Raw genomic sequence first — 17,537 nt, forward strand, 5'->3', positions numbered from 1 at the left:
GTCGAGGGCGACGACGCGGGTCTCCCCCTCCCCGTAGACCTTGTTCAGGCCGGTGGCGCGGGCGGCCGCCCGGCCGGTACGGACGGCGGTCGTGGTCGACGTGGTCACGGGGGACTCCTGAAGCGTGAGGGAAGAAGACGGATCACCGAATTCCTATCAATTCTCGCAACCGGTACGAGTCGGACTTATCGGTCCCCGGTAGGGCCGCCCACCACCCTTTCGGAGGAACGGCGGGGGCTCTTCTCATCCTCAAGTATGATGTACACCCTGATTCTTGCGCATAAAGTTCCCTCCCCGCTGGTCTGCCGATCCGGGGCCGAACGCGGCGATGAGGCTGCCGAGCGGTTGATGGACCGCGCCGACGCCTGCGGGGACGGCCTCGCCGGGCGAAGGACGTCGGCGGCGCAGGCCCCGGGACCTTCCGCAACGATCCCCGGATGCGGAAGGGACCGAACACCTCAGCCGGACGAGGCGTCATCTCACATGTGGATCAAGCGCCCAGTCAAACCGTCGGGCACACCACGCACGCCGGGTCGGCTCCGGGACCGTGTCCAGCAACACCCTCGCCGGCGAGGTCCGGAGAAAGGTGCGCCCGTTGGCCGGCGAGAACCGGTGGTCGGGGGTGTCCCGTTGTGGACGCGCTGCGGCGCGAACCACAGTCGCAGGGTCCGTGGGCGTTCGTTCATGGGGAGACCGTGCGGAAGCCGGCGTTGGCCATGGACGAGTCGGGGGTGTTCGAGGTTCGGGCCGCGTTGCGGTAGCGGTTGCAGTAGCTGTCGTGGCAGAGGAAGGAACCGCCTCGCATGACCCTCGGCGCCTGGGGGGCCGGGCCGGCCGGGCCGGTGGGATCGTGCACGGTCCCTGCCGCGAGGTCCCGGGTGTAGGTGTCCACGGCCCACTCGTCGGCGCACCATTCCCAGACGTTGCCGACGGTCTGCCAGAGTCCGTAGGCGTTGGGGGAATAGGTGCGGACGGGAGCCGTGGTGAGGAAGCCGTCGTCCATGGTGTTCTCCGCGGGGAAGGCGCCCTGCCAGATGTTCAGCCGCCAGCCCCCACGTTCGCCGTCGTGCGCACCGAGGTCGTCGCCCCACGGGTAGCGCCGGCCGCCGAGTCCGCCGCGCGCGGCCGCCTCCCACCGGGCCTCGGTGGGCAGGGCACGGCCGGCCCAGGCGCAGTAGGCCTGAGCGTCGTTCCAGGAGATGTGGACCACGGGGTGCTCGTCCAGCCCGTCGATCGACGATCTCCGGCCTCCGGGATGCCGCCAGTCCGCGCCCCGGACCCCGCGCCACCACGGGGTCTGCGGCGGCTGCCCGAGGATGTCGCGGGGGTCGGCGGCGAGTGCGAGGTGGAAGACGGCGGAGAAGCCGAAGGTCTCCGCCTCGGTGCGGTACCCGGTCGCGGCCGCGAACTTCGCCCAGTCGGCGTTGGTGACGCTGGTCGTGTCGATGTCGAACGCGGTGAGGGACACCGGGTGGACGGGGGTCTCGCCGTCGGCCGGTGCGCCGTCGCCGTGGGCGTCGCCCATCCGGAAGGTCTGCGCGGGGATGTGCGCCTGCGGGACGGTGTGCGCGGACGGCCCCGCCGGCTTCGGGTGCCCGGACGGGGGCGGGGGGACGGCGGGCCCGGACGGGGGCGGGGGGAGGGCGGGCCCGGTGGCGCGCCGGGGGGCGCAGCAGCCGGTGCGGTGCTCGGGTCGGTCCACGGTGCTTCCTTGCGGGGTGTGGGCCGCGACCGTGCCCGAGCCGGGTCGACGGCTCGGGCACGGTCGCGGCCCGGAAGGGGCGATCAGCGCTTGAACGCGGCCAGGAGTGGTGCGGGGTCGAGCACGGCGGCGTCCGGCGTGTACTCGTCGTCGAGCAGCAGCCGCAGGTAGCGCCCGGCGCTGCTGAGGTACTCACCGCCCGAGGTCGCGGCCGCGTCGACGACCTCCCGGTACGGGCGCACCCGGTCGAGGTCGAGGTAGGTGAGGGCGTTGACCGCCTCCAGGCGGGCCCACGGGGTACCCTCCGACGCCGCCACCCGGGCGAGGGCCCGGTAGGCGGCCTCGTCGCCGGTCAGTCGGGCGAGGGCCTCCGCGGCGGGAACGACGACGGACGGCTCGGGGTCGGCGAGGGCCGTACGGAGCCGCTCCACCGCGTCGGTGGCGTCCGGGGTGAGCCGGAGGATGCCGATGGCGGCCCAGCGCCGCACGGTCGCGTCGTCGTCGCCGAGGGCGGTCAGCAGTTCCGGAAGCGCGGCACTGTCGCGCTCAAGCCCCCGGTCGGCGAGGTCGAGGATCCGCTCCAGCGGGTAGGCGCCGGGGGCGCGGCTCGCGTCCCAGCCGAGGAGCGGCGAGTCCTCGGGCAGGAACCCGTTGTCGTGGCGGGCGAGGATGTGGTCGCGCAGCGCCTGCCGCAGCCCGGCCTCGACCTCGGCGAACTCGGGGCGCCCGGCCAGGTTCTCGACCTCGTCCGGGTCGGCGTCCACGTCGTACAGCTCGACCGGGTCGGCGGGCAGCCACCACCGCTCCTGCTCGGGGGTCAGCCGCCCGGCGAGGTGCTCCGCCTCCCAGGAGCGGAAGCCGGCCGCGTTCCAGGCGAAGGCCTGGTGCTGGATCACCGGACGGTGCGGCGTGTAGGTGCGCAGGTAGCGGAAGCGGCGGCTGCGGACGGTGCGCACCAGGCTGAAGCGCTCGTCCATCCGGCCGCGCTCGCCGAACGCGAGCGCCGGCCCGGTCGGCGCGGTCAGGGGCTGCTCCCCCATCTGCGGCGGGACGGGGAGGCCGGCGAGGGCGAGCAGGGTCGGGGCGACGGACAGCGTCGAGACCGGGTCGCCGTGCCGTGATCCGGCGGGTGCCAGCCGCTCGGCCAGCCGGGGCGGTGCGGAGACCAGCAGCGGCACGTGCAGGCCCTCGTCGTAGAGGTAGCGCTTGCTCCTCGGGGTGACGCCGCCGTGGTCGGAGGTGAGGAGCACGACGGTGTCCTCGGCGAGGCCGTCCTCGGCCAGCTGGCCGAGCAGGCCGGCGACGAACGCGTCGAGCCGGGCGACGGCGCTGTAGTAGCGGGCGAAGTCCGACCGTACCTCGGGGGTGTCCGGCAGGTAGCGGGGCAGGTGGATCGCTTCGAGCGGTACGGCGGGCGCCAGCGGCTCGCCGAACAGCGCGGGCGATCCGATCGCGCGCGCGAGGGGGGAGTTCTCGTCGAAGACCGACGACTCGTGCGTCGGGTCGTAGTTGAACACGGCGAGGAACGGTGCTCCGGCGGGCCGGTTCCGCCAGTGCGCCGTCCGGGAGGACTCGTCCCAGATCGCGTTCGCGTCCACGTCGAGGTTGTAGTCGGTCTTGGCGTTGTTGGTGCAGTAGTACCCGGCGCCGCGGAAGAGCTCGGGGTAGGTCGCCATCCAGTCCGGGCGGGCGGCGACGGCGCGCATCCGGTCGGCGGGCGAGTGGCTCTCGGGCGCGATTCCGGTGAGCAGGGCGAAGCGCGACGGCGCGCACACCGGGGCCGGGGAGTAGGCGCGCTCGTAGAGCACTCCGCGCGAGGCGAGGGCGTCGATGGCCGGCGTCACGGCGTGCGCGTCGCCGTAGCAGCCGAACCAGGGCGGGCAGTCCTCCGAGACGATCCAGAGGATGTTCGGCCGTTCCACGACAGTTCCCATGACGGGCCTCCTATATCTACCGACTACTCGGTAGATATAGCAGGCCGGGCAGGGATCGCGCTACGGCTCCGCCCGGAGGTGCCGGGTGGCCTGCTCGAAAGCGTCGAGCAGGTCCATCGCGGGCCGGTGGAGCGCCTGGAGCTGCAGACCGTCCATCAGGGCGACCAGCGCCGTGGCGGCGGCCGCCGGGTCGACGCCGGCGGCGATCCGGCCCCGCGCCGCCTCCGCGCGCAGCTGTTGGGCGAGTTGGGCGTGAATGATCTCGTACCGGCGGAGGAAGTACTCGTGGGCCGGATGCTCCGGATCGGTCGCCTCCGCGGCCAGGGTCACGAAGAGCCGCATGAAGCCGGGGTCGTCGCGGTTGCGCCGCAGCACGAAGCGGCAGGCGCCGAGCGCGCCCTCCGCCGCGATCGCCTCGTCGAGCTTGGCCCGGGTGAGCGCGTTGCGCTGCTCCAGCGTCGTCAGCAGGAGCTGCTCCTTGGTGGGGAAGTAGTGCAGCAGGCCCTGGATGGTCAGGCCGACCTCGTCGGCGACGGCCTTGAGGGAACCCTGCCGGTAGCCCTGCCGGCCGAAGACGGCGATGGCCGCCTCGACGATCTGGGCGCGGCGGCGTTCCGGCGAGGTGCGCGGGGCGCGGGTCCTCGGGCGAGCGGGGGGTACGGCATCCGTCATGGTCCGAATCGTAGTGCCGCACCCATGGTTATACCTACCGAGTGATCGGTATATATACCTGGCGCTCCACCGGGCGCCCGGACCACGGGAGATCCATCTCGGACTCGTTCGCGTTCGACGACGGTCGGGGCGACTTCGTGGCGCAGAACCTCGCTGCACGGATATCTGATGCTCCATCATGCACGGCTACCCGCAGGGGACTTCCCTGTTGGATTCGTACACGGGTCACGACTGGGGGGTCGCGGCTCGATACCGGAGGGAATCGTCAATGAAGCTTCGAGCGCTCGCGGCCGGGTTCGGCGCCACCCGGCCGGCGGCCGCGGGTTGGACGGCGCTTCCGGCTCAGCCCGGTCGGCGCCCTGAGGGGATCACCGTGGCTCCGCCCGTGCCGGGTTCCGGCTAGAGCCGGGCGTAGAGGGCCGAGGCGTCGTCGTGGGTCTTGCCGCGGGGCCAGCGTTCGCAGGTGGCGTCCGCTCGCTCCGACGCGCGCACCTGGGCGATCAGTTCGGCCGGGCCGGACTCCGCGAGCAGTCGTAGGGCGTCGCCCCAACTGCCCAGGCCGAAGCGGTCGGTGAACCGCGCGGCGCCGTCCGACAGGGCGGCCACCGCGCGCAGGCCGGCGAGCGGGACGGCGCCGGTCTCGGCGTGCGCCGCCGCTCGTGGGCTGGCGGCGGCGATCCACGGGCCGTGGCCGGAGTTGCGGGCCGCCCGGACGGCCAGCGCGTACTCCAGGTGCAGCGCGGCGCGCTCGGCGGTACCGGGCACCGTCGACCAGACCTGCCGGCGCAGTTCCTCCCCGCCGGGGAAGCGCTGGTTGTCGCCGATCACCCGGGGCGGGCCGTCGGCCGGCTCCAGCACCAGCAGCGAGTCGCCCAGCACCAGGTACTCCAGCGCCGATCCGTGCCGGCGGGCCGCCACCACCATCGCGGCCGGTGTGTCGGGGTGGGCGAGGTCGCAGCGCCCGCCGTGCAGGGCGGCCGTCTCGGCGATCGCGTCGGCCAGGCACTCGGCGATCGAGCGGTCCGCGCGGTCGGTGAGCCGGGCCAGCAGGTGCACCCCGAGTCTGCGGACGTACCAGGCGGTGCCGTGGCGGCAGCCGGACTCCAGGCCGGTCGGCGAACTCGAACCGTCGAGCAGGACGAGCGCCTCGGACGTGGCCGCCGCGAAGTCCTCGCTCTCGCGGTCCGGCCGCCGTGCTTCTCCTGCGAGCTGTACCTGCATCCCGACAGTGTGCGCGCCGCACGCGCCGCAGGCCCAGCCCCGTGCACGCGCCGCGCCGACCGCCCCCGGTGGCAGCGCGGCGGATCCGGCCCTACCGTCGGACGACGAGGGGAGGTTTCGGCCGAGGGCGAGGAGCGAGGGATGTTCTGGCAGTTCATCGTGGTGACGGCCGCTTCGTTCGGCTTCCCGACCGCCGCGCTGCTCTTCTTCATCGGCGGCCCCCGCTTCCCCGACGAGCGGCGCGACGACCGCTAGCGGCGCTACGACATGGCGGCGCTACGACCGGTAGCGCCGCTACGGACCGTAGCGCCAACGGCGAACGCCGAACGGTTCAGCCCACCGGTACCGCCCAGGCCGGGTCGCGGCCCAGCAGCGCGAGCGCGCGGTCGAACGGGCCTGCCGCCTCCCCCGCCGCCCGGACGGCGGCGAAGGCCCGCCCCGGCGCCCGGTCCGCCGTGCCGGCCGGCACGGCCCCGGCCAGCGCGAGCAGCGTCCCGGCGAGCGCCGGCTCGCTCTCCACGGCGGCCACCAGCCGGGCCGGCGAGCCCAGCGCGACCGCCACGTCCCATGCGTGCACCAGGGTGTCCAGCAGGTGGAAGCCGACCGCCCGGTCGAACGGGAGCGGCCCGTCGTCGCGGATCTCCGGCAGCCAGAGCGGGGCGGGCCGCGGATCCGCGGCGGCGACGGCGACGGCGAAGGCGGCGGTCAGCCGCCCGGCCGAGTGCCGGAACGCACCGGCCGGATCGCCGTGCACCGGGACGTCGCGCCAGTACGCGAGGTCCGGCCCGGCCCCGCCGGCCGCGGCGGCGAAGCCCCGGTGCTGCCCGACCAGGTGCTCCAGCAGCCGCCGCAGCGACCAGTCCCCGCAGGGCGTCGGCAGCACCAGTTGCTCCGGCTGCACGGCGTCCACCACCGCGGCCGCCAACTCCAGGGAACGGGCGTGGAGTTCGAGCAGATTCATGCCGGAACCGCCTTCGTCGCCGTCCCGGCCGACAGGAAGCCGATCACCTGGTCGATCACGGTCGGCTCGACGAGGATCCGCCGATGGCCGAGCCCCCGGGTGGCCAGCAGCTCCAGCCGGTCCCCGTACGCGGCCCGCAGCCGGCGGGCCTGGGCGAACGGCACCACGTCGTCGTCCTCGTCGTGCGCCACCAGGATCGGCAGGGTGATCTCCCCAGGGTCGCGGGCGGCGTCGAAATGCGTCCGGACGTCGGCGATCCCGGGGAACATCGCGCCGCTCTCCGCCCGGCGCCGCAACTCCCGCTCCACGGTGGCGTTCAGACCGAGCCTGGCGCAGAACGCGGCGGGCATCCAGGAGATCTCGCTGACGCCGGCCACCGCGGCCAGCCGCCCGGCCCGCAGCCCCTCGCGCAGTGCCAGGAAGGCCGCGTTGACGCCGAGCGAGTGGGCGATCACCGCCTCGAAGGCGCCGTACTCCTCCTGCAGCCGCAGCGCGATGGCGCGGTGGTCCAGCACGGTGGCGGTCCGGCCGTCGGAGTCGCCGTGCCCGGGGGCGTCGTAGCCGACGGCGGTGAGGCCGAGCGCCCGCAGCCGGGGCACGAAGTCCGCGAAGCGCGAGGCCCGGGACCGCCAGCCGTGCATCAGCAGGACGGGCCGGGTGCCGTCGCCCCAGAGGTGCACGGCCACCCGCTCCCCGCGGTGGCGCAGCGTCCGGGTGGCGGCCCCGTCGTGCACCTCGCGCTCGCGGGTGCGGACGCGGCCGCGCCGCAGGGGGTGGCGGTAGAGCTCGAAGGCGGCCCGGCCGGCGAGGCCGGGGGCGGCCAGCGAGGCGGTGTTCAGGGTGGTGCGGATCAGTGCGACGGCCGGGTCCATGCGGAACTCCCTGGGGATGCCGAGGGGCGAGAACCGAACGGGCGAGATATTAGCACGACCGTTCGTGCATTTTTCTGACCGGCCTGCCGCCCCGCTACCCTGGCGACACGAACGGAGTTGCCGGAGAACGGGGTGAGCGGTGGCCGGATCGAGCACCAACGCGTCCACGGACGGACGGGTCCTGCGCGGCGAGGAGACCCGCCGGACGGTACTGCGCCGCGCCGTGGAGATCGCCTCGGTCGAGGGCCTGGACGCCCTGTCGATCGGCCGGCTCGCCACCGACCTCGGGCTCAGCAAGAGCGGCGTCTTCGCCGGCTTCGGCTCCAAGGAGGAGCTCCAGCTCGCCACCATCCGGGCGGCCCGGAGGATCTTCTCCGACGCGGTGCTCGCCCCGATCGCCGCCGAGCCCCCCGGACTGCGCAAGCTGCGGCTGCTCTGCGAGTCCTGGCTGGCCTACTCGCGCGCCCGGGTCTTCCCCGGCGGCTGCTTCTTCTACGAGGTCAACGCCGAGTACGACGCCCGCCCCGGCCCGCTGCGCGACGCCCTCGCGGACAACTGGCGGGAGTGGCACGCCACCGTCCTCGGCCTGGTGACCGGGGCCCGCGACACCGGCGAACTGCGCGCCGACGCCGACCCGGAGGACATCGCGTTCACCCTGATCGCCCTGCTGGAGAACGCCAATCCGCAGGCCCTGCTGCTCGACGACGACACCCCGTACGAACGGGCCCACCGCGCCGCGCTGCGCCGGCTGCGCACGGACGCCGCCGACCCGGACACCCCGGCGCTACGGGCGGACTGAGCGCGGGGAAGCAGCCTCGAACCTCCACGCGGCCCCGGGTGACCTCAAGCCCTCAGGCCGCGTCCAGCACCCGCTCCAGGACCACCGCCTGGGCGAGCAGCCGCTCGTCCGCCCCCTCCTCGCCCACCACCTGGAGGCCCAGCGGCAGGCCCCGCTCCGTCACCCCGGCGGGCAGGCTCAGCGCGGGCAGCCCGGCACAGCTCCACGGCAGCGACATCACGGCGCTGCCGGTGCTGTCCAGCCCGAGCGGCGCCGGACCGGTCGCCGAGGGGGCCAGCAACAGGTCCACCCCGGCCCGCCGGCGCCGCTCGGCGAGCCGGGCCCGGAAGTCCGCGCGGAAGCGCAGCGCCGCCCGGTAGGCGGCCGGCCCGACGCCCCGGCCGTGCCGGATGCCCGCCACCGTCTCCGGCCGGTAGAGCCCGCCGAAGCGGTCGAACCACTCGGCGTGCGAGGCCGCCGTCTCGAACCGGTTGACCGTCTGCACCTGCCGCTCCAGCTCGGCGAAGTCCGGCAGCAGATCGACCTGACGGACCGTCAATCCACGGGTGGACAGCAGCTCCAGCTGCCGCCGGAAGGCCAGCAGCGCCTCCGGGCGGGCCCGTTCCAGGTAGGGGCCGACCGGGACGCCGAGCACCGGGATGTCGTCGTCGCCGGCGCCCCGGGGCCGGGCGGCCCAGTCGTCGCAGAGCAGCGGGGCGGCCAGCGCGGCGCCCGCCAGGTCGGCGGTGAACAGGCCCAGGGTGTCGAGGGTCGGCGCGTTCGGGATCACGCCCGTCATCGGGATCCGCCCGTGTGTCGGCCGGAAGCCCACCACCCCGCAGTAGGCGGCCGGGCGGACCACCGAGCCGACCGTCTGGGTGCCGATCGCCAGCGGGACCAGGCCGGCCGCGACCGCCGCCGCCGAGCCGCTGCTGGAGCCGCCCGGGGTGTGGCCCGGGTGGTGCGGATTGCGGGTCGGGCCCGGGGCGCTCCCCGCGAACTCGGCGGTCACCGTCTTGCCGGCGACCAGTGCGCCGGCCGCCCGCAGCCGGTCCACCACGGCGGCCTGCGGCCCGGCCAGCACGCCCGGCGGCAGCGCGGAGCCGGCGTGCGTGGGCAGGCCGTCCACGTGCGCGATGTCCTTGACGCCGACGGCCACCCCGTACAGCGGCGGCGCCTGCGCCGGATCGGGGTGGCGGGCGGTGAGCGCCCGGGCCTCGGCGTGCAGCCGGTCGGTGCGGCCGGGTTCCGGCACGAAGGCGTGGATCAGCGGGTCGACCTGCTCGATCCGGGCGCAGAGCCGGTCGACGTGGACGGCCAGGGCGGGTACACCCGCGCGCAGCGCGGCGGCCTCACGGGTCAACGACCGCGGCCGGACCAGGGGTTCCTCCATGGCGACCACGGTAGCCCCGGCCCCGCGCGGGCCGACCACCGCACCACCGGTGGGGCGTTCACTCCGTCGGCCAGGCCGTCTCCCGCTGTTCGCCGGGCGGGCGCGGCCGGTGCTCGTCGGCCAGCCAGGGGGCCTCGCGCAGCAGGTAGGCCCCGCAGGTGTGGCAGCAGAGTTCGGGGGTGCGGCCCCAGTCCACCGCCTCCCGGGCGGGCGCCCGCGCGTCCAGCTCCCGCCCGCACATCGCCACGCTCCCGCCGCCGCGGACCATGTGCCACAGCCGCACCCCGGCGGACGCGCCGCCGGCGGCGTACTCGGCACGCATCTGGTGCATCATGCCCCCATCGTCCGGCGGCCCGGCGGGCCCGGCAAGCGGGGGCCGGACGCCGCCGGGGCCCGGGCGGAGCGGCCGCTCAGACCGGTCCGCCCCACAGCCGCAGCCGGGCGATCCCGCCGTCCGGGAAGACGTCCAGCCGGACGTGGGTGGCCGGGCGCGGCGCGGCGATCACCAGGCGGTGCACGGCGTCCGGCTGCAGGCGGGTGCGCGGCACCAGCTCGAACCACTCCTCGGGGTCCGCGCCGTGCGCGTCCCGGCCGGACAGCGCCGCCCAGCCGGGCGCGTTGCCGACGTAGTAGCCGGTGTCGATCTCCACGGCGCGGACCGCGCCCCGTCCGGCCAGCCGCAGCCGGACCCAGTCGTGGCCCGCGTCGCGGCGCCGGCGGTTCTCCCAACCGTCGCCCATCGACCGGGGCTTGCCGGGCAGGACGAGGGCGACCGGGGAGGAGTAGAAGCGGTCCGAGGCGTCCTCGACGACGCCGCCGTTCTCGGCCGCGGCCAGGTCGAAGGTGCCGAGCGCGGCCAGCCAGGCGGGGTCGGGCCGGGCCTCGCCGTGCACCCGGAAGCGCGCGATGCCGCCGTCGGGGTACTGGCTGAGCCGCAGGTGGGTGACCCGGCGGCGGTCGGTGACCGGGAAGCCGTTGGCGGCGTGGCCGCGCACCGGGGAGCGGGGGACCAGCGGGTGCCAGCCGGTCTCCGGGGCCAGCAGGTCCTCCGGGCTCGGAGTGCCGGGGAGTTCGGTGCCCTCGACGGCGATCCGCCGGGGGTGGTTGCCGCGGAAGTGCGCGGTGTCGACGACGACGCCGTGCACGACGCCCGGCACGCCCAGCCGGACCAGGGCCCAGTCGTGGTCCCCGTCGGCCGGGTGCGGGCGGTCGGCGGCGGGCCCCCGGCGGCGGCGGGTCTCCCAACCGTCCATCAGCTGGCCCTTGTTGCCGAAGGTGTGCGGGCGGAACACGGCCGGACCGGGCAGCAGCAGGTTCTCCCGGTCGGCGAACAGCTCGTCGCCGGCGGCGACGACGGCTCCGCCCAGCCGGCGGTCGGCGAGGTCGAGGAGGCCGGTGAAGGGGAACTCGGCGGCGCGGTAGTCGGCGTACGGGTCACCGCCCCCGTACGGCGGGGCACCGGCGTCGGCATCGGACAATCGTGCGGGACCGGGATGTGCGTTCGGGTCGCTGTCCATACCCCACCATCGCCCCGGACCACCGGTCGGGTCCATCACCGAGCACCGGGCAAACCGTTCAGTCCCGCCGAACGGTGTCCGCCACCGCCGCGGGTCCCGGTCACCCACCGCACCCATCGGGCCGGGGCAGGACGTCTGCGACGCATTCCGGCCACCCCGGGCGAGACCCCTTCGCCCACGTCCGGGTAGGGTGCCGCTCCTGCGACGCCACCGGGCACTCCGATCCGGTCGCCAAGTCGCCCAAATTCGGACAGATTTCATCAAAACGCTGGAGCCAAGACCTTGCGCTCTTCCCGCCTCCTGGCCGCGTCCACGCTGCTCGCGCTCTCCCTCGGCGCGACGGTCGGCGCGGCCACCGCCGGCGCCGTCGCCGTCTCGCCCACGCCGACCCCGTCGGCCGGCACGACCGGCACCCCGAGCACCACGCCGACCGGCACCCCCTCGGCCACGGCCTCGCCGTCGGCGAGCACTTCTCCGAGCACTTCCCCGAGCACTTCCCCGAGCGCCTCCGCGACGCCGTCGGCCACCCCCTCGGCCTCCGCCACCACTGCCGGACCGGGCACCCGCCCGACCGCCCCGGCCCCCAGCCCGAGCGTGGGCGGGAGCTGCCCGGGCGGCGGTCAGGAGATCAGCCTCAAGACCACCGGCACCGGTCTGGCCGGCACCACCCTGGTCAAGGGCGGACCGGCCCAGGAACTGGCGGTGACCTTCGAGAACACCAGCACCGCCGACCTGCGGAAGTTCAACGCGTACCTCTTCGTCACCGACATCGCGGACACCCAGCCGGTCGAGAACGCGCCCTCCTGGGTCAAGGAAGCCTTCACCGTCGAGGCGAAGCTGCCGGGCGGCGACTGGAAGACCGTCGAACAGACCAACCCGTCGTACCTGCTGGTCGACCTGGGCGACTTCAAGCTCGCCCACGGCACGAAGCTCACCCTCCAGATGCGCCTCAAGGCCACCGACAAGGCCCGCACCACCCGCTACTTCGCCGAGCTGCGCGGGAACTCGGAGACCGTTCCCAGCAAGGACGTGCCGGGCAGCACCCTCGTCAACGGCTGCTACGACTACTTCGGCGACCACCGGGTCGACGACCTCTTCACCGTCGTGGCCGCCTCGCCGTCCACCGCCAAGCCCTCCGTCTCGCCGTCCGCGGTGAGCGGTCCGCACCTGGCCGAGACCGGGTCCAGCTCCAACACCCTGCCGATCGCCGTCGGCGGTGCCGTCGTGCTCGCCGCCGGCGCCGGGACGCTCTTCGCGCTGCGCCGCCGCAGGGCCGGCGCGCACAGCTGACACTCCGTCGAAAAAAAGTGCGAGGGGTGCGGGCAACCGTCGGCACCCCTCGCACGTCACCTGATCGCAGTAAGAAATCCCGTCCCGTTGACCGCCGGAGCATGATCGTGCGTAACCCCCGTCTGACCGCCGCAGCCGCCGTGCTGCTGCTCACCACCGGCGCGTCGATCGCCGGCGCCACCGGCTCCTTCGCCGCCGATGTCACGCCGAGCGCCTCGGCCACCGCGGCCGCCGAGCCCACCGCGACGGCCGAGGCCACCACGACCGCCGAGCCCACCGCCGAGCCGACCTCCGCCGCCACCACCGAGCCGGCCGCGACCCCGTCCGCCACGGCGACGGCCACGCCCTCGGCCACCGACACGCCGGCGCCGACCGGCACCCCGTCGGCCACCGCCACGCCCACCTCCACCGGACCGACCCCGATCCCGCCCTACGGCTGCCTCGGCATCTCGCAGTCCCCGATGCCGGTCACCGCGAGCGGCCCGGCCGGCGGCCTGGTCGTCGCCGGCGGCGCCCCGCAGGACTTCACCGTGGTCTTCGAGAACATCAGCAGCGTGAAGCTCGAGAAGCTCCAGCTCAACGCCGGCCTCGCCGCCCCGCTGGGCCCCGACGCCCCCGGCGTCCAGGCCCGCGTGGGCGACTCCGACTGGCAGACCGTCGACTACGGCGGCCGGCCGACCGGCCTCGGCTCCTTCCAGGTCGAGCGCGGCGCGAAGCTCACCGTGAAGCTGCGGGTCACCGCGAGCGCGAAGACCCCGCTCGGCTCCTACGGCTTCACCCTCAGCGGCCAGTCCGAGATCCTCCGGCCCGGCTCCGCCCCGGCCTACAAGTACGACTGCCCCCAGCTCAACGGCTCGCACACGGGCACCATCAAGGTGACCGACAAGGCGCCGGCCACCACCGAGCCCACCAAGACCGGCGAGCCCTCGCCCACCGGCACGTCCACCGCGACCACCGCCCCGACCGCCTCGGCCTCGCCGTCCCCGTCCGCGCCCCGGCCGACCGGCGGCACCGGCACGGGCGCGGGCACGACCGGCAACTCCGGCGGCAGCACCGGCGGCCGCCTCGCCGAGACCGGCGCGAGTTCCACCACCGTCCCGCTCGCCGTCACCGGCGCCGTCGCGATCGGCCTCGGCGCCGCCGCCCTGCTCGTCGCCCGTCGCCGCAAGGCCGCCCGCGGCTGAGCCACCCCCCGGACCGATCCGCGTCCGGGCCCATGACGCAGGACATCCGAAACCGGAGCAGACTCTTGCCCTCATCCCGATTCCTGGCCTCCGCCACGCTGATCGCGCTCTCGCTGGGCGCGACGGTCGGCGCGGCCACCGCCGGAGCCGCCCCCGTCGAGCCCTCCCCGACGGCCACGCCGTCCGCCACCGCGACCGCGACCGCGACGACGGAGCCGTCCGCGACGGCCGGCCCGTCGGCCACCGGCACGCCGACGCCGACCGGCACCCCCACCCTGCCCGAGGGGTGCCTGAAGCAGCGCGACGTCGCCCTGCCCCTCCACGTGTACCCGGACACGACGCCGACCGTGGTCAAGGGCGGGTCGGCGCAGGACGTCTACGTCTCCGTCAACAACACGAGCAAGGTCCCGCTGACGGACTACCGGATCACCTTCCGCATCCAGGGCCCGAAGGGCTCGGCCAAGCTGAAGGTCCAGGCGCAGACGCAGGGCGAGCCCTTCAAGCCCGTGAAGCAGGACCCCGCCGGCGGACCGGCGTCCGTCGGGTCCTTCCGGATCCCGTCGCACGAGAACTTCACCGTCGGCCTGCGGATCTCCGCCGACGCGGGGGCGGCCCTCGGGGACTACTCGCTCGCCGTCGACGGCGTCTCGGAGGTGCTTCCGCCCGGCTCGGGCCCGGAGGACGTCAAGGACACCTGCAACCGGCTGACCGGCTCCTACGCGGGCAAGCTCACCGTCGCCGACAAGGCCCCGGCCACCCCGACCGCGAGCGGCTCGCCGACGGCCACCACGACGACGGCCCCGACGGCCACCACGAAGCCCACGGCGACGCCCACCGCGAGCGCGAGCCCGACCGCGAGCCCGACCGCCTCGGCCTCACCGAGCGCCACCTCCGCGGCCGGCACCACCGGCACCACCGGCGGCGGCACCGGCCCGGCCGCCACCCGGCTCGCCGACACCGGCGCAAGCGCCGGCACCAAGCCGCTCGCCGTCACCGGCGCCGCCGCGATCGCGCTCGGCGCCACCACCCTGCTCGTCACCCGCCGCCGCAAGGCCGCCCGCGACTGAGCCACCGCCCCACCCGCCCGTCCCGCCCGCGCCCACCGGCGCGCGGGCGGGACGCCGCCTCTCCCCGGCCCGCGCGCCCCCACGCCCCACGCCCCGCTACGACGCCGTGCGCAGCAGCGCGTCGTCCTGCCACTTGAGGATCTTTTGATCCCCACAAGCCCGTGACCTCCGGGTTCGACCATAAAAGTGCCGCTGACCAGGCGAAACTACCTTCGGTAGTTCGCGCTGGTCAGCGGCACTTTAGCCCTCATGTGCCCCCGATGTGCCCCGCCACGGCTGACTGACGGGGGCTGCTGCCAGACCTATCCCGCAGCCAGGACATAGCAGTCTCGCGACATGCCCACTGCGTCGGTTCGCTGCCAGGAGCGGCCGTGAACTTGTTGATATCCCACTCCCTCAAAAGTGTGGATTCACCGGCGCGGCGTGGAAGCACAAGGCCATTCTCAAGGACGATAGGGCGGTGCGGCTGATGGACGCAGAATCGGAGCTAAGACGCGAACCGGGAAACGTCAGGGCGTCCCTGCCCCAGTTCACGTTGAGCGCCGTGCGCTGGCCGCATGGCACAGCATGGCTGCGGGCCGCGAACGGATCACATGGCCGTATCCGGCCGAGTGGATGTCGACTCTTGTCAGCGCGCAGCTGATGCGCCTTCGTTGCGATCTGCTGAAGGGAACGCGGTACTTTGCCACTGCCAGAGCTGAGGAACTGTCAGCGCGAAGCGTTCGACCAGTACATGGCTGACCGCAAAAAGACATGGCTAGCCATGCTCACGCCTGGCGCTGGGAAAACGATGTTTGCCTTGGCCGTGGCAGCGAAGCTTAAAGAGATGGGCGCGACCAACAAGGTCGCGGTTTTCGTGCCGAGCGATAACCTGCGACAGCAGTGGGCTGCAGTCGCAGCCGGGTTCGGCCTGGACTTGATTCCAGTAAGGGAGGCGGCTGACTACGAGGACTGGGAATTCGATGGATTCGTCGCTACGTACTCGCAGATGGCCGCAGGAGAGGGAGCGGAGCGCGCGCACAAGGCTATCAGCACGAACCGAACCATCGTCATCCACGATGAGGTGCACCACCTGGGAGAAAAGCGTGCGTGGGGCGTAGGCACGATCCGGGCATCGGAGGGGGCTGAACGCATCTTGATGCTGACTGGTACGCCATGGCGCTCGGACGACGCCCGCATCCCCTGGTGCACCTATGACTCAAGTACCGGCGAGGTCGATGTCGACTTTGCCTACGAGTACGGCTATGCGGTCGCCGACGGGATTTGCCGCGCAGTGGAATTCCATTCATACGATGCCGAACTGCGTTACCGCGATGTCATGACGGAAGTCACGGTCAGCCTCAAGGATAGAGGAGGATGACGCTGTCGAGCAACTCGACGCGTTTCGCAAAGACGGATCACGGATGTGGCTCGTGGCGATTCGGATGGTGTCCGAAGGTGTTGACGTTCCGCGCCTGATGATTGGTTGCTACCTGAGCCGCTGGAAGACCCCGCTGTACTTCCGCCAGTTTGTCGGGCGATTCGTGAGGGTCCGGCCGGAGTGCGGTCCAGAGTTCGACGCACACGTAATCATCCCGGCGGTCTCTGTTTTCATGGAACACGCCGCTGACATCGAGCAACAGCTTCGAGACTTCTCCATGGCGCTCAACGGGAATGACGAGGACGCCGACGAGTGGAAGCACGAAAACTCTCCATTTAATGGAGCCGCCGAGGACCGAGAGGCGACGGTACCCGCACAGGCAGGTACCGCTGATCCTCATGCTGATCCCGAAGCCCGCGATTCCCTGTGTGAGCCCGGGAATGTCGGCAGCGGCCAGACGACCCTGCCCTTCGAACAGACCGTCGAGGTGGGCTCCGCTGAGTTCTATCAGTCCGATCGACGGGGGGTCGGCGTGTCATCAGCGGTCTACCTTCCGGGCGAACAGCTGTGTCGTGACAGTGGGATGCCCACAACCTGGACGAGGCACCTGCTGTCGGTCCTGGAGTCCAAGGGCGTCCTCGCCCAGGTACTGGGTGTGCCGGTCCAGGCTGCACCACCGGAACCTCCGAAGTACCGGATGAAGCAGATGCTCCGCGACGAGGTGAAGAGGCTCGTCTACCGGCTTGCGCGGATGCAGGCACGCGCGGCCGGTAAGGACACCGCAGAGCATCGCGGGAAGCGCCAGAAAGCTATCAATGTCGACCTCGCTAAGCGCTTCGAGTACCGCGCTCAGTGCTCCAGCTCCACGCTGAAGACGATCATCGCGTTCCTCACTTCGTCCATCGAGCAGGAAGCCGCAGCCGACCGCAGGAGGACCGTCTGTGTCAAATGACCGGCGAGAGAACGGCCAACTTGTCGCCTCGCTCGGGTCGTCCCTGCGATCGGGAGCCGTTTCGCTCGGCACCGTGCCGAAACTCCTGGAGGAGCTCTTGGTCAGCGGAGGTTGGCGAGACTTCACCACGCAGCTCGGAGACCATGTCACCTACGCCGAGGACCAGTTCGAGGACTTTGTACGCACGCTTCCACTCAAGGGGCTAGGAGCTGACCTCGACCTTGTCGAACGGTTGATCAACGGAAGGATCGACCTTCTCTCGCGCTTCTACGAGCTAATGCCGAATAAATGCGGCGATCCCGCCCTCACCACTGTCACACGTGACAACGGCGAGGGCGACATTCCACCAGCAGGGAAAAAGAAGACGGCAAGCAACGTCGAGGCCCTCGTGAGAAGGTTGGAACGTGAACGTCCTGACCTCCATGCCTTGGTGAGCGCCGGAGAGATCCGGCCACATTCCGCAGCGGTACAGGCCGGATGGCGGAAGCCACAAACGACGATCCCCCTGCAAGACCCTCAAGGCATCGCCCGCAAGCTCCTGGAAAAACTGGGCCCCGAGCAAGCAGCTGAGGTCGAACACGCATTAAGCCTTCTCCTACGAGTCTCGTCACCGCAGCACGTAAACGAAGACTGA

Annotated in this window: 16 protein-coding genes and 1 pseudogene; 7 read left to right on the plus strand and 10 right to left on the minus strand. The window is 73.0% G+C overall.

Annotated elements, in window-relative coordinates:
* The 7 genes and pseudogenes from ABTX81_RS10310 to ABTX81_RS10340 form a co-directional block, all read right to left on the minus strand.
* Nucleotides 1-108 (minus strand): annotated as a pseudogene (locus ABTX81_RS10310) (ABC transporter ATP-binding protein); the annotation flags it as partial.
* Nucleotides 109-682: 574 nt separating this feature from the next.
* Complete coding sequence (locus ABTX81_RS10315; protein ID WP_350542841.1) at nucleotides 683-1,702, minus strand: formylglycine-generating enzyme family protein; 1,020 nt, start codon at nucleotides 1,700-1,702, stop codon at nucleotides 683-685.
* Between the two features lie 83 nt (nucleotides 1,703-1,785).
* Nucleotides 1,786-3,636: a sulfatase-like hydrolase/transferase gene (locus ABTX81_RS10320; protein WP_350542843.1), complete on the minus strand. Its 1,851-nt coding sequence runs from the start codon at nucleotides 3,634-3,636 to the stop codon at nucleotides 1,786-1,788.
* 60 nt (nucleotides 3,637-3,696) lie between these two features.
* The gene (locus ABTX81_RS10325; protein WP_350542845.1) at nucleotides 3,697-4,308 is read right to left on the minus strand and encodes a TetR/AcrR family transcriptional regulator; all 612 of its coding nucleotides are present in this window, start codon (nucleotides 4,306-4,308) and stop codon (nucleotides 3,697-3,699) included.
* Nucleotides 4,309-4,707: 399 nt separating this feature from the next.
* On the minus strand, nucleotides 4,708-5,529 hold the full coding sequence (locus ABTX81_RS10330; protein ID WP_350542847.1) for a protein phosphatase 2C domain-containing protein: 822 nt from the start codon (nucleotides 5,527-5,529) through the stop codon (nucleotides 4,708-4,710).
* Between the two features lie 331 nt (nucleotides 5,530-5,860).
* Nucleotides 5,861-6,490, minus strand: a complete 630-nt coding sequence (locus tag ABTX81_RS10335; RefSeq protein ID WP_350542849.1) for a TIGR03086 family metal-binding protein — start codon at nucleotides 6,488-6,490, stop codon at nucleotides 5,861-5,863.
* Nucleotides 6,487-7,362 (minus strand): alpha/beta hydrolase, encoded by an 876-nt coding sequence (locus tag ABTX81_RS10340; protein WP_350542851.1) that lies wholly within the window; start codon nucleotides 7,360-7,362, stop codon nucleotides 6,487-6,489. The genes ABTX81_RS10335 and ABTX81_RS10340 overlap by 4 nt, the downstream gene beginning before the upstream one ends.
* 139 nt (nucleotides 7,363-7,501) lie before the next feature.
* On the opposite strand from ABTX81_RS10340, the gene ABTX81_RS10345 reads away from it, so the two are divergent.
* A complete protein-coding gene (locus ABTX81_RS10345) occupies nucleotides 7,502-8,161 on the plus strand; it encodes a TetR/AcrR family transcriptional regulator (protein WP_350542853.1) in 660 nt (219 codons plus the stop codon).
* A 52-nt stretch (nucleotides 8,162-8,213) separates the two neighbouring features.
* On the opposite strand, the gene ABTX81_RS10350 is transcribed toward ABTX81_RS10345, so the two are convergent.
* From ABTX81_RS10350 to alc, 3 genes are all read right to left on the minus strand, one after another.
* A complete protein-coding gene (locus ABTX81_RS10350) occupies nucleotides 8,214-9,533 on the minus strand; it encodes an amidase (protein WP_350542855.1) in 1,320 nt (439 codons plus the stop codon).
* 58 nt (nucleotides 9,534-9,591) lie between these two features.
* A complete protein-coding gene (locus ABTX81_RS10355; protein WP_350542857.1) occupies nucleotides 9,592-9,867 on the minus strand; it encodes a hypothetical protein in 276 nt (91 codons plus the stop codon).
* 76 nt (nucleotides 9,868-9,943) lie between these two features.
* Nucleotides 9,944-11,050, minus strand: a complete 1,107-nt coding sequence (gene alc / locus ABTX81_RS10360) for an allantoicase (RefSeq protein WP_350542859.1) — start codon at nucleotides 11,048-11,050, stop codon at nucleotides 9,944-9,946.
* Between the two features lie 282 nt (nucleotides 11,051-11,332).
* Between alc and ABTX81_RS10365 the strand changes: the two genes are divergently transcribed.
* The 6 genes from ABTX81_RS10365 (at nucleotide 11,333) to ABTX81_RS10390 (ending at nucleotide 17,537) form a co-directional block, all read left to right on the plus strand.
* Nucleotides 11,333-12,340 carry an LAETG motif-containing sortase-dependent surface protein gene (locus ABTX81_RS10365; RefSeq protein WP_350542861.1) on the plus strand — a complete coding sequence of 336 codons (1,008 nt, stop codon included), beginning with the start codon at nucleotides 11,333-11,335 and terminating at the stop codon, nucleotides 12,338-12,340.
* Between the two features lie 107 nt (nucleotides 12,341-12,447).
* Entirely contained in the window at nucleotides 12,448-13,524 is a 1,077-nt protein-coding gene (locus ABTX81_RS10370; RefSeq protein WP_350542863.1) for an LPXTG cell wall anchor domain-containing protein, read from the plus strand.
* Nucleotides 13,525-13,589: 65 nt separating this feature from the next.
* A complete protein-coding gene (locus tag ABTX81_RS10375; RefSeq protein WP_350542865.1) occupies nucleotides 13,590-14,591 on the plus strand; it encodes a hypothetical protein in 1,002 nt (333 codons plus the stop codon).
* 682 nt (nucleotides 14,592-15,273) lie between these two features.
* Nucleotides 15,274-15,951 carry a DEAD/DEAH box helicase gene (locus ABTX81_RS10380; RefSeq protein ID WP_350542867.1) on the plus strand — a complete coding sequence of 226 codons (678 nt, stop codon included), beginning with the start codon at nucleotides 15,274-15,276 and terminating at the stop codon, nucleotides 15,949-15,951.
* 52 nt (nucleotides 15,952-16,003) lie between these two features.
* The gene (locus ABTX81_RS10385) at nucleotides 16,004-16,903 is read left to right on the plus strand and encodes a hypothetical protein (protein WP_350542869.1); all 900 of its coding nucleotides are present in this window, start codon (nucleotides 16,004-16,006) and stop codon (nucleotides 16,901-16,903) included.
* Between the two features lie 73 nt (nucleotides 16,904-16,976).
* Nucleotides 16,977-17,537 (plus strand): hypothetical protein, encoded by a 561-nt coding sequence (locus tag ABTX81_RS10390; protein WP_350542871.1) that lies wholly within the window; start codon nucleotides 16,977-16,979, stop codon nucleotides 17,535-17,537.

The organism is Kitasatospora sp. NPDC097605, from assembly GCF_040302725.1.
Taxonomy (GTDB): Bacteria; Actinomycetota; Actinomycetes; order Streptomycetales; family Streptomycetaceae; genus Kitasatospora.

Coding starts and splice junctions, on each gene's coding strand:
- ABTX81_RS10320 (WP_350542843.1), bottom strand. CDS start 3,636: ATGGGAACTGTCGTGGAACGGCCGAACATCCTCTGGATCGTCTCGGAG.
- alc (WP_350542859.1), bottom strand. CDS start 11,050: ATGGACAGCGACCCGAACGCACATCCCGGTCCCGCACGATTGTCCGAT.
- ABTX81_RS10330 (WP_350542847.1), bottom strand. CDS start 5,529: ATGCAGGTACAGCTCGCAGGAGAAGCACGGCGGCCGGACCGCGAGAGC.
- ABTX81_RS10340 (WP_350542851.1), bottom strand. CDS start 7,362: ATGGACCCGGCCGTCGCACTGATCCGCACCACCCTGAACACCGCCTCG.
- ABTX81_RS10335 (WP_350542849.1), bottom strand. CDS start 6,490: ATGAATCTGCTCGAACTCCACGCCCGTTCCCTGGAGTTGGCGGCCGCG.
- ABTX81_RS10355 (WP_350542857.1), bottom strand. CDS start 9,867: ATGATGCACCAGATGCGTGCCGAGTACGCCGCCGGCGGCGCGTCCGCC.
- ABTX81_RS10325 (WP_350542845.1), bottom strand. CDS start 4,308: ATGACGGATGCCGTACCCCCCGCTCGCCCGAGGACCCGCGCCCCGCGC.
- ABTX81_RS10350 (WP_350542855.1), bottom strand. CDS start 9,533: ATGGAGGAACCCCTGGTCCGGCCGCGGTCGTTGACCCGTGAGGCCGCC.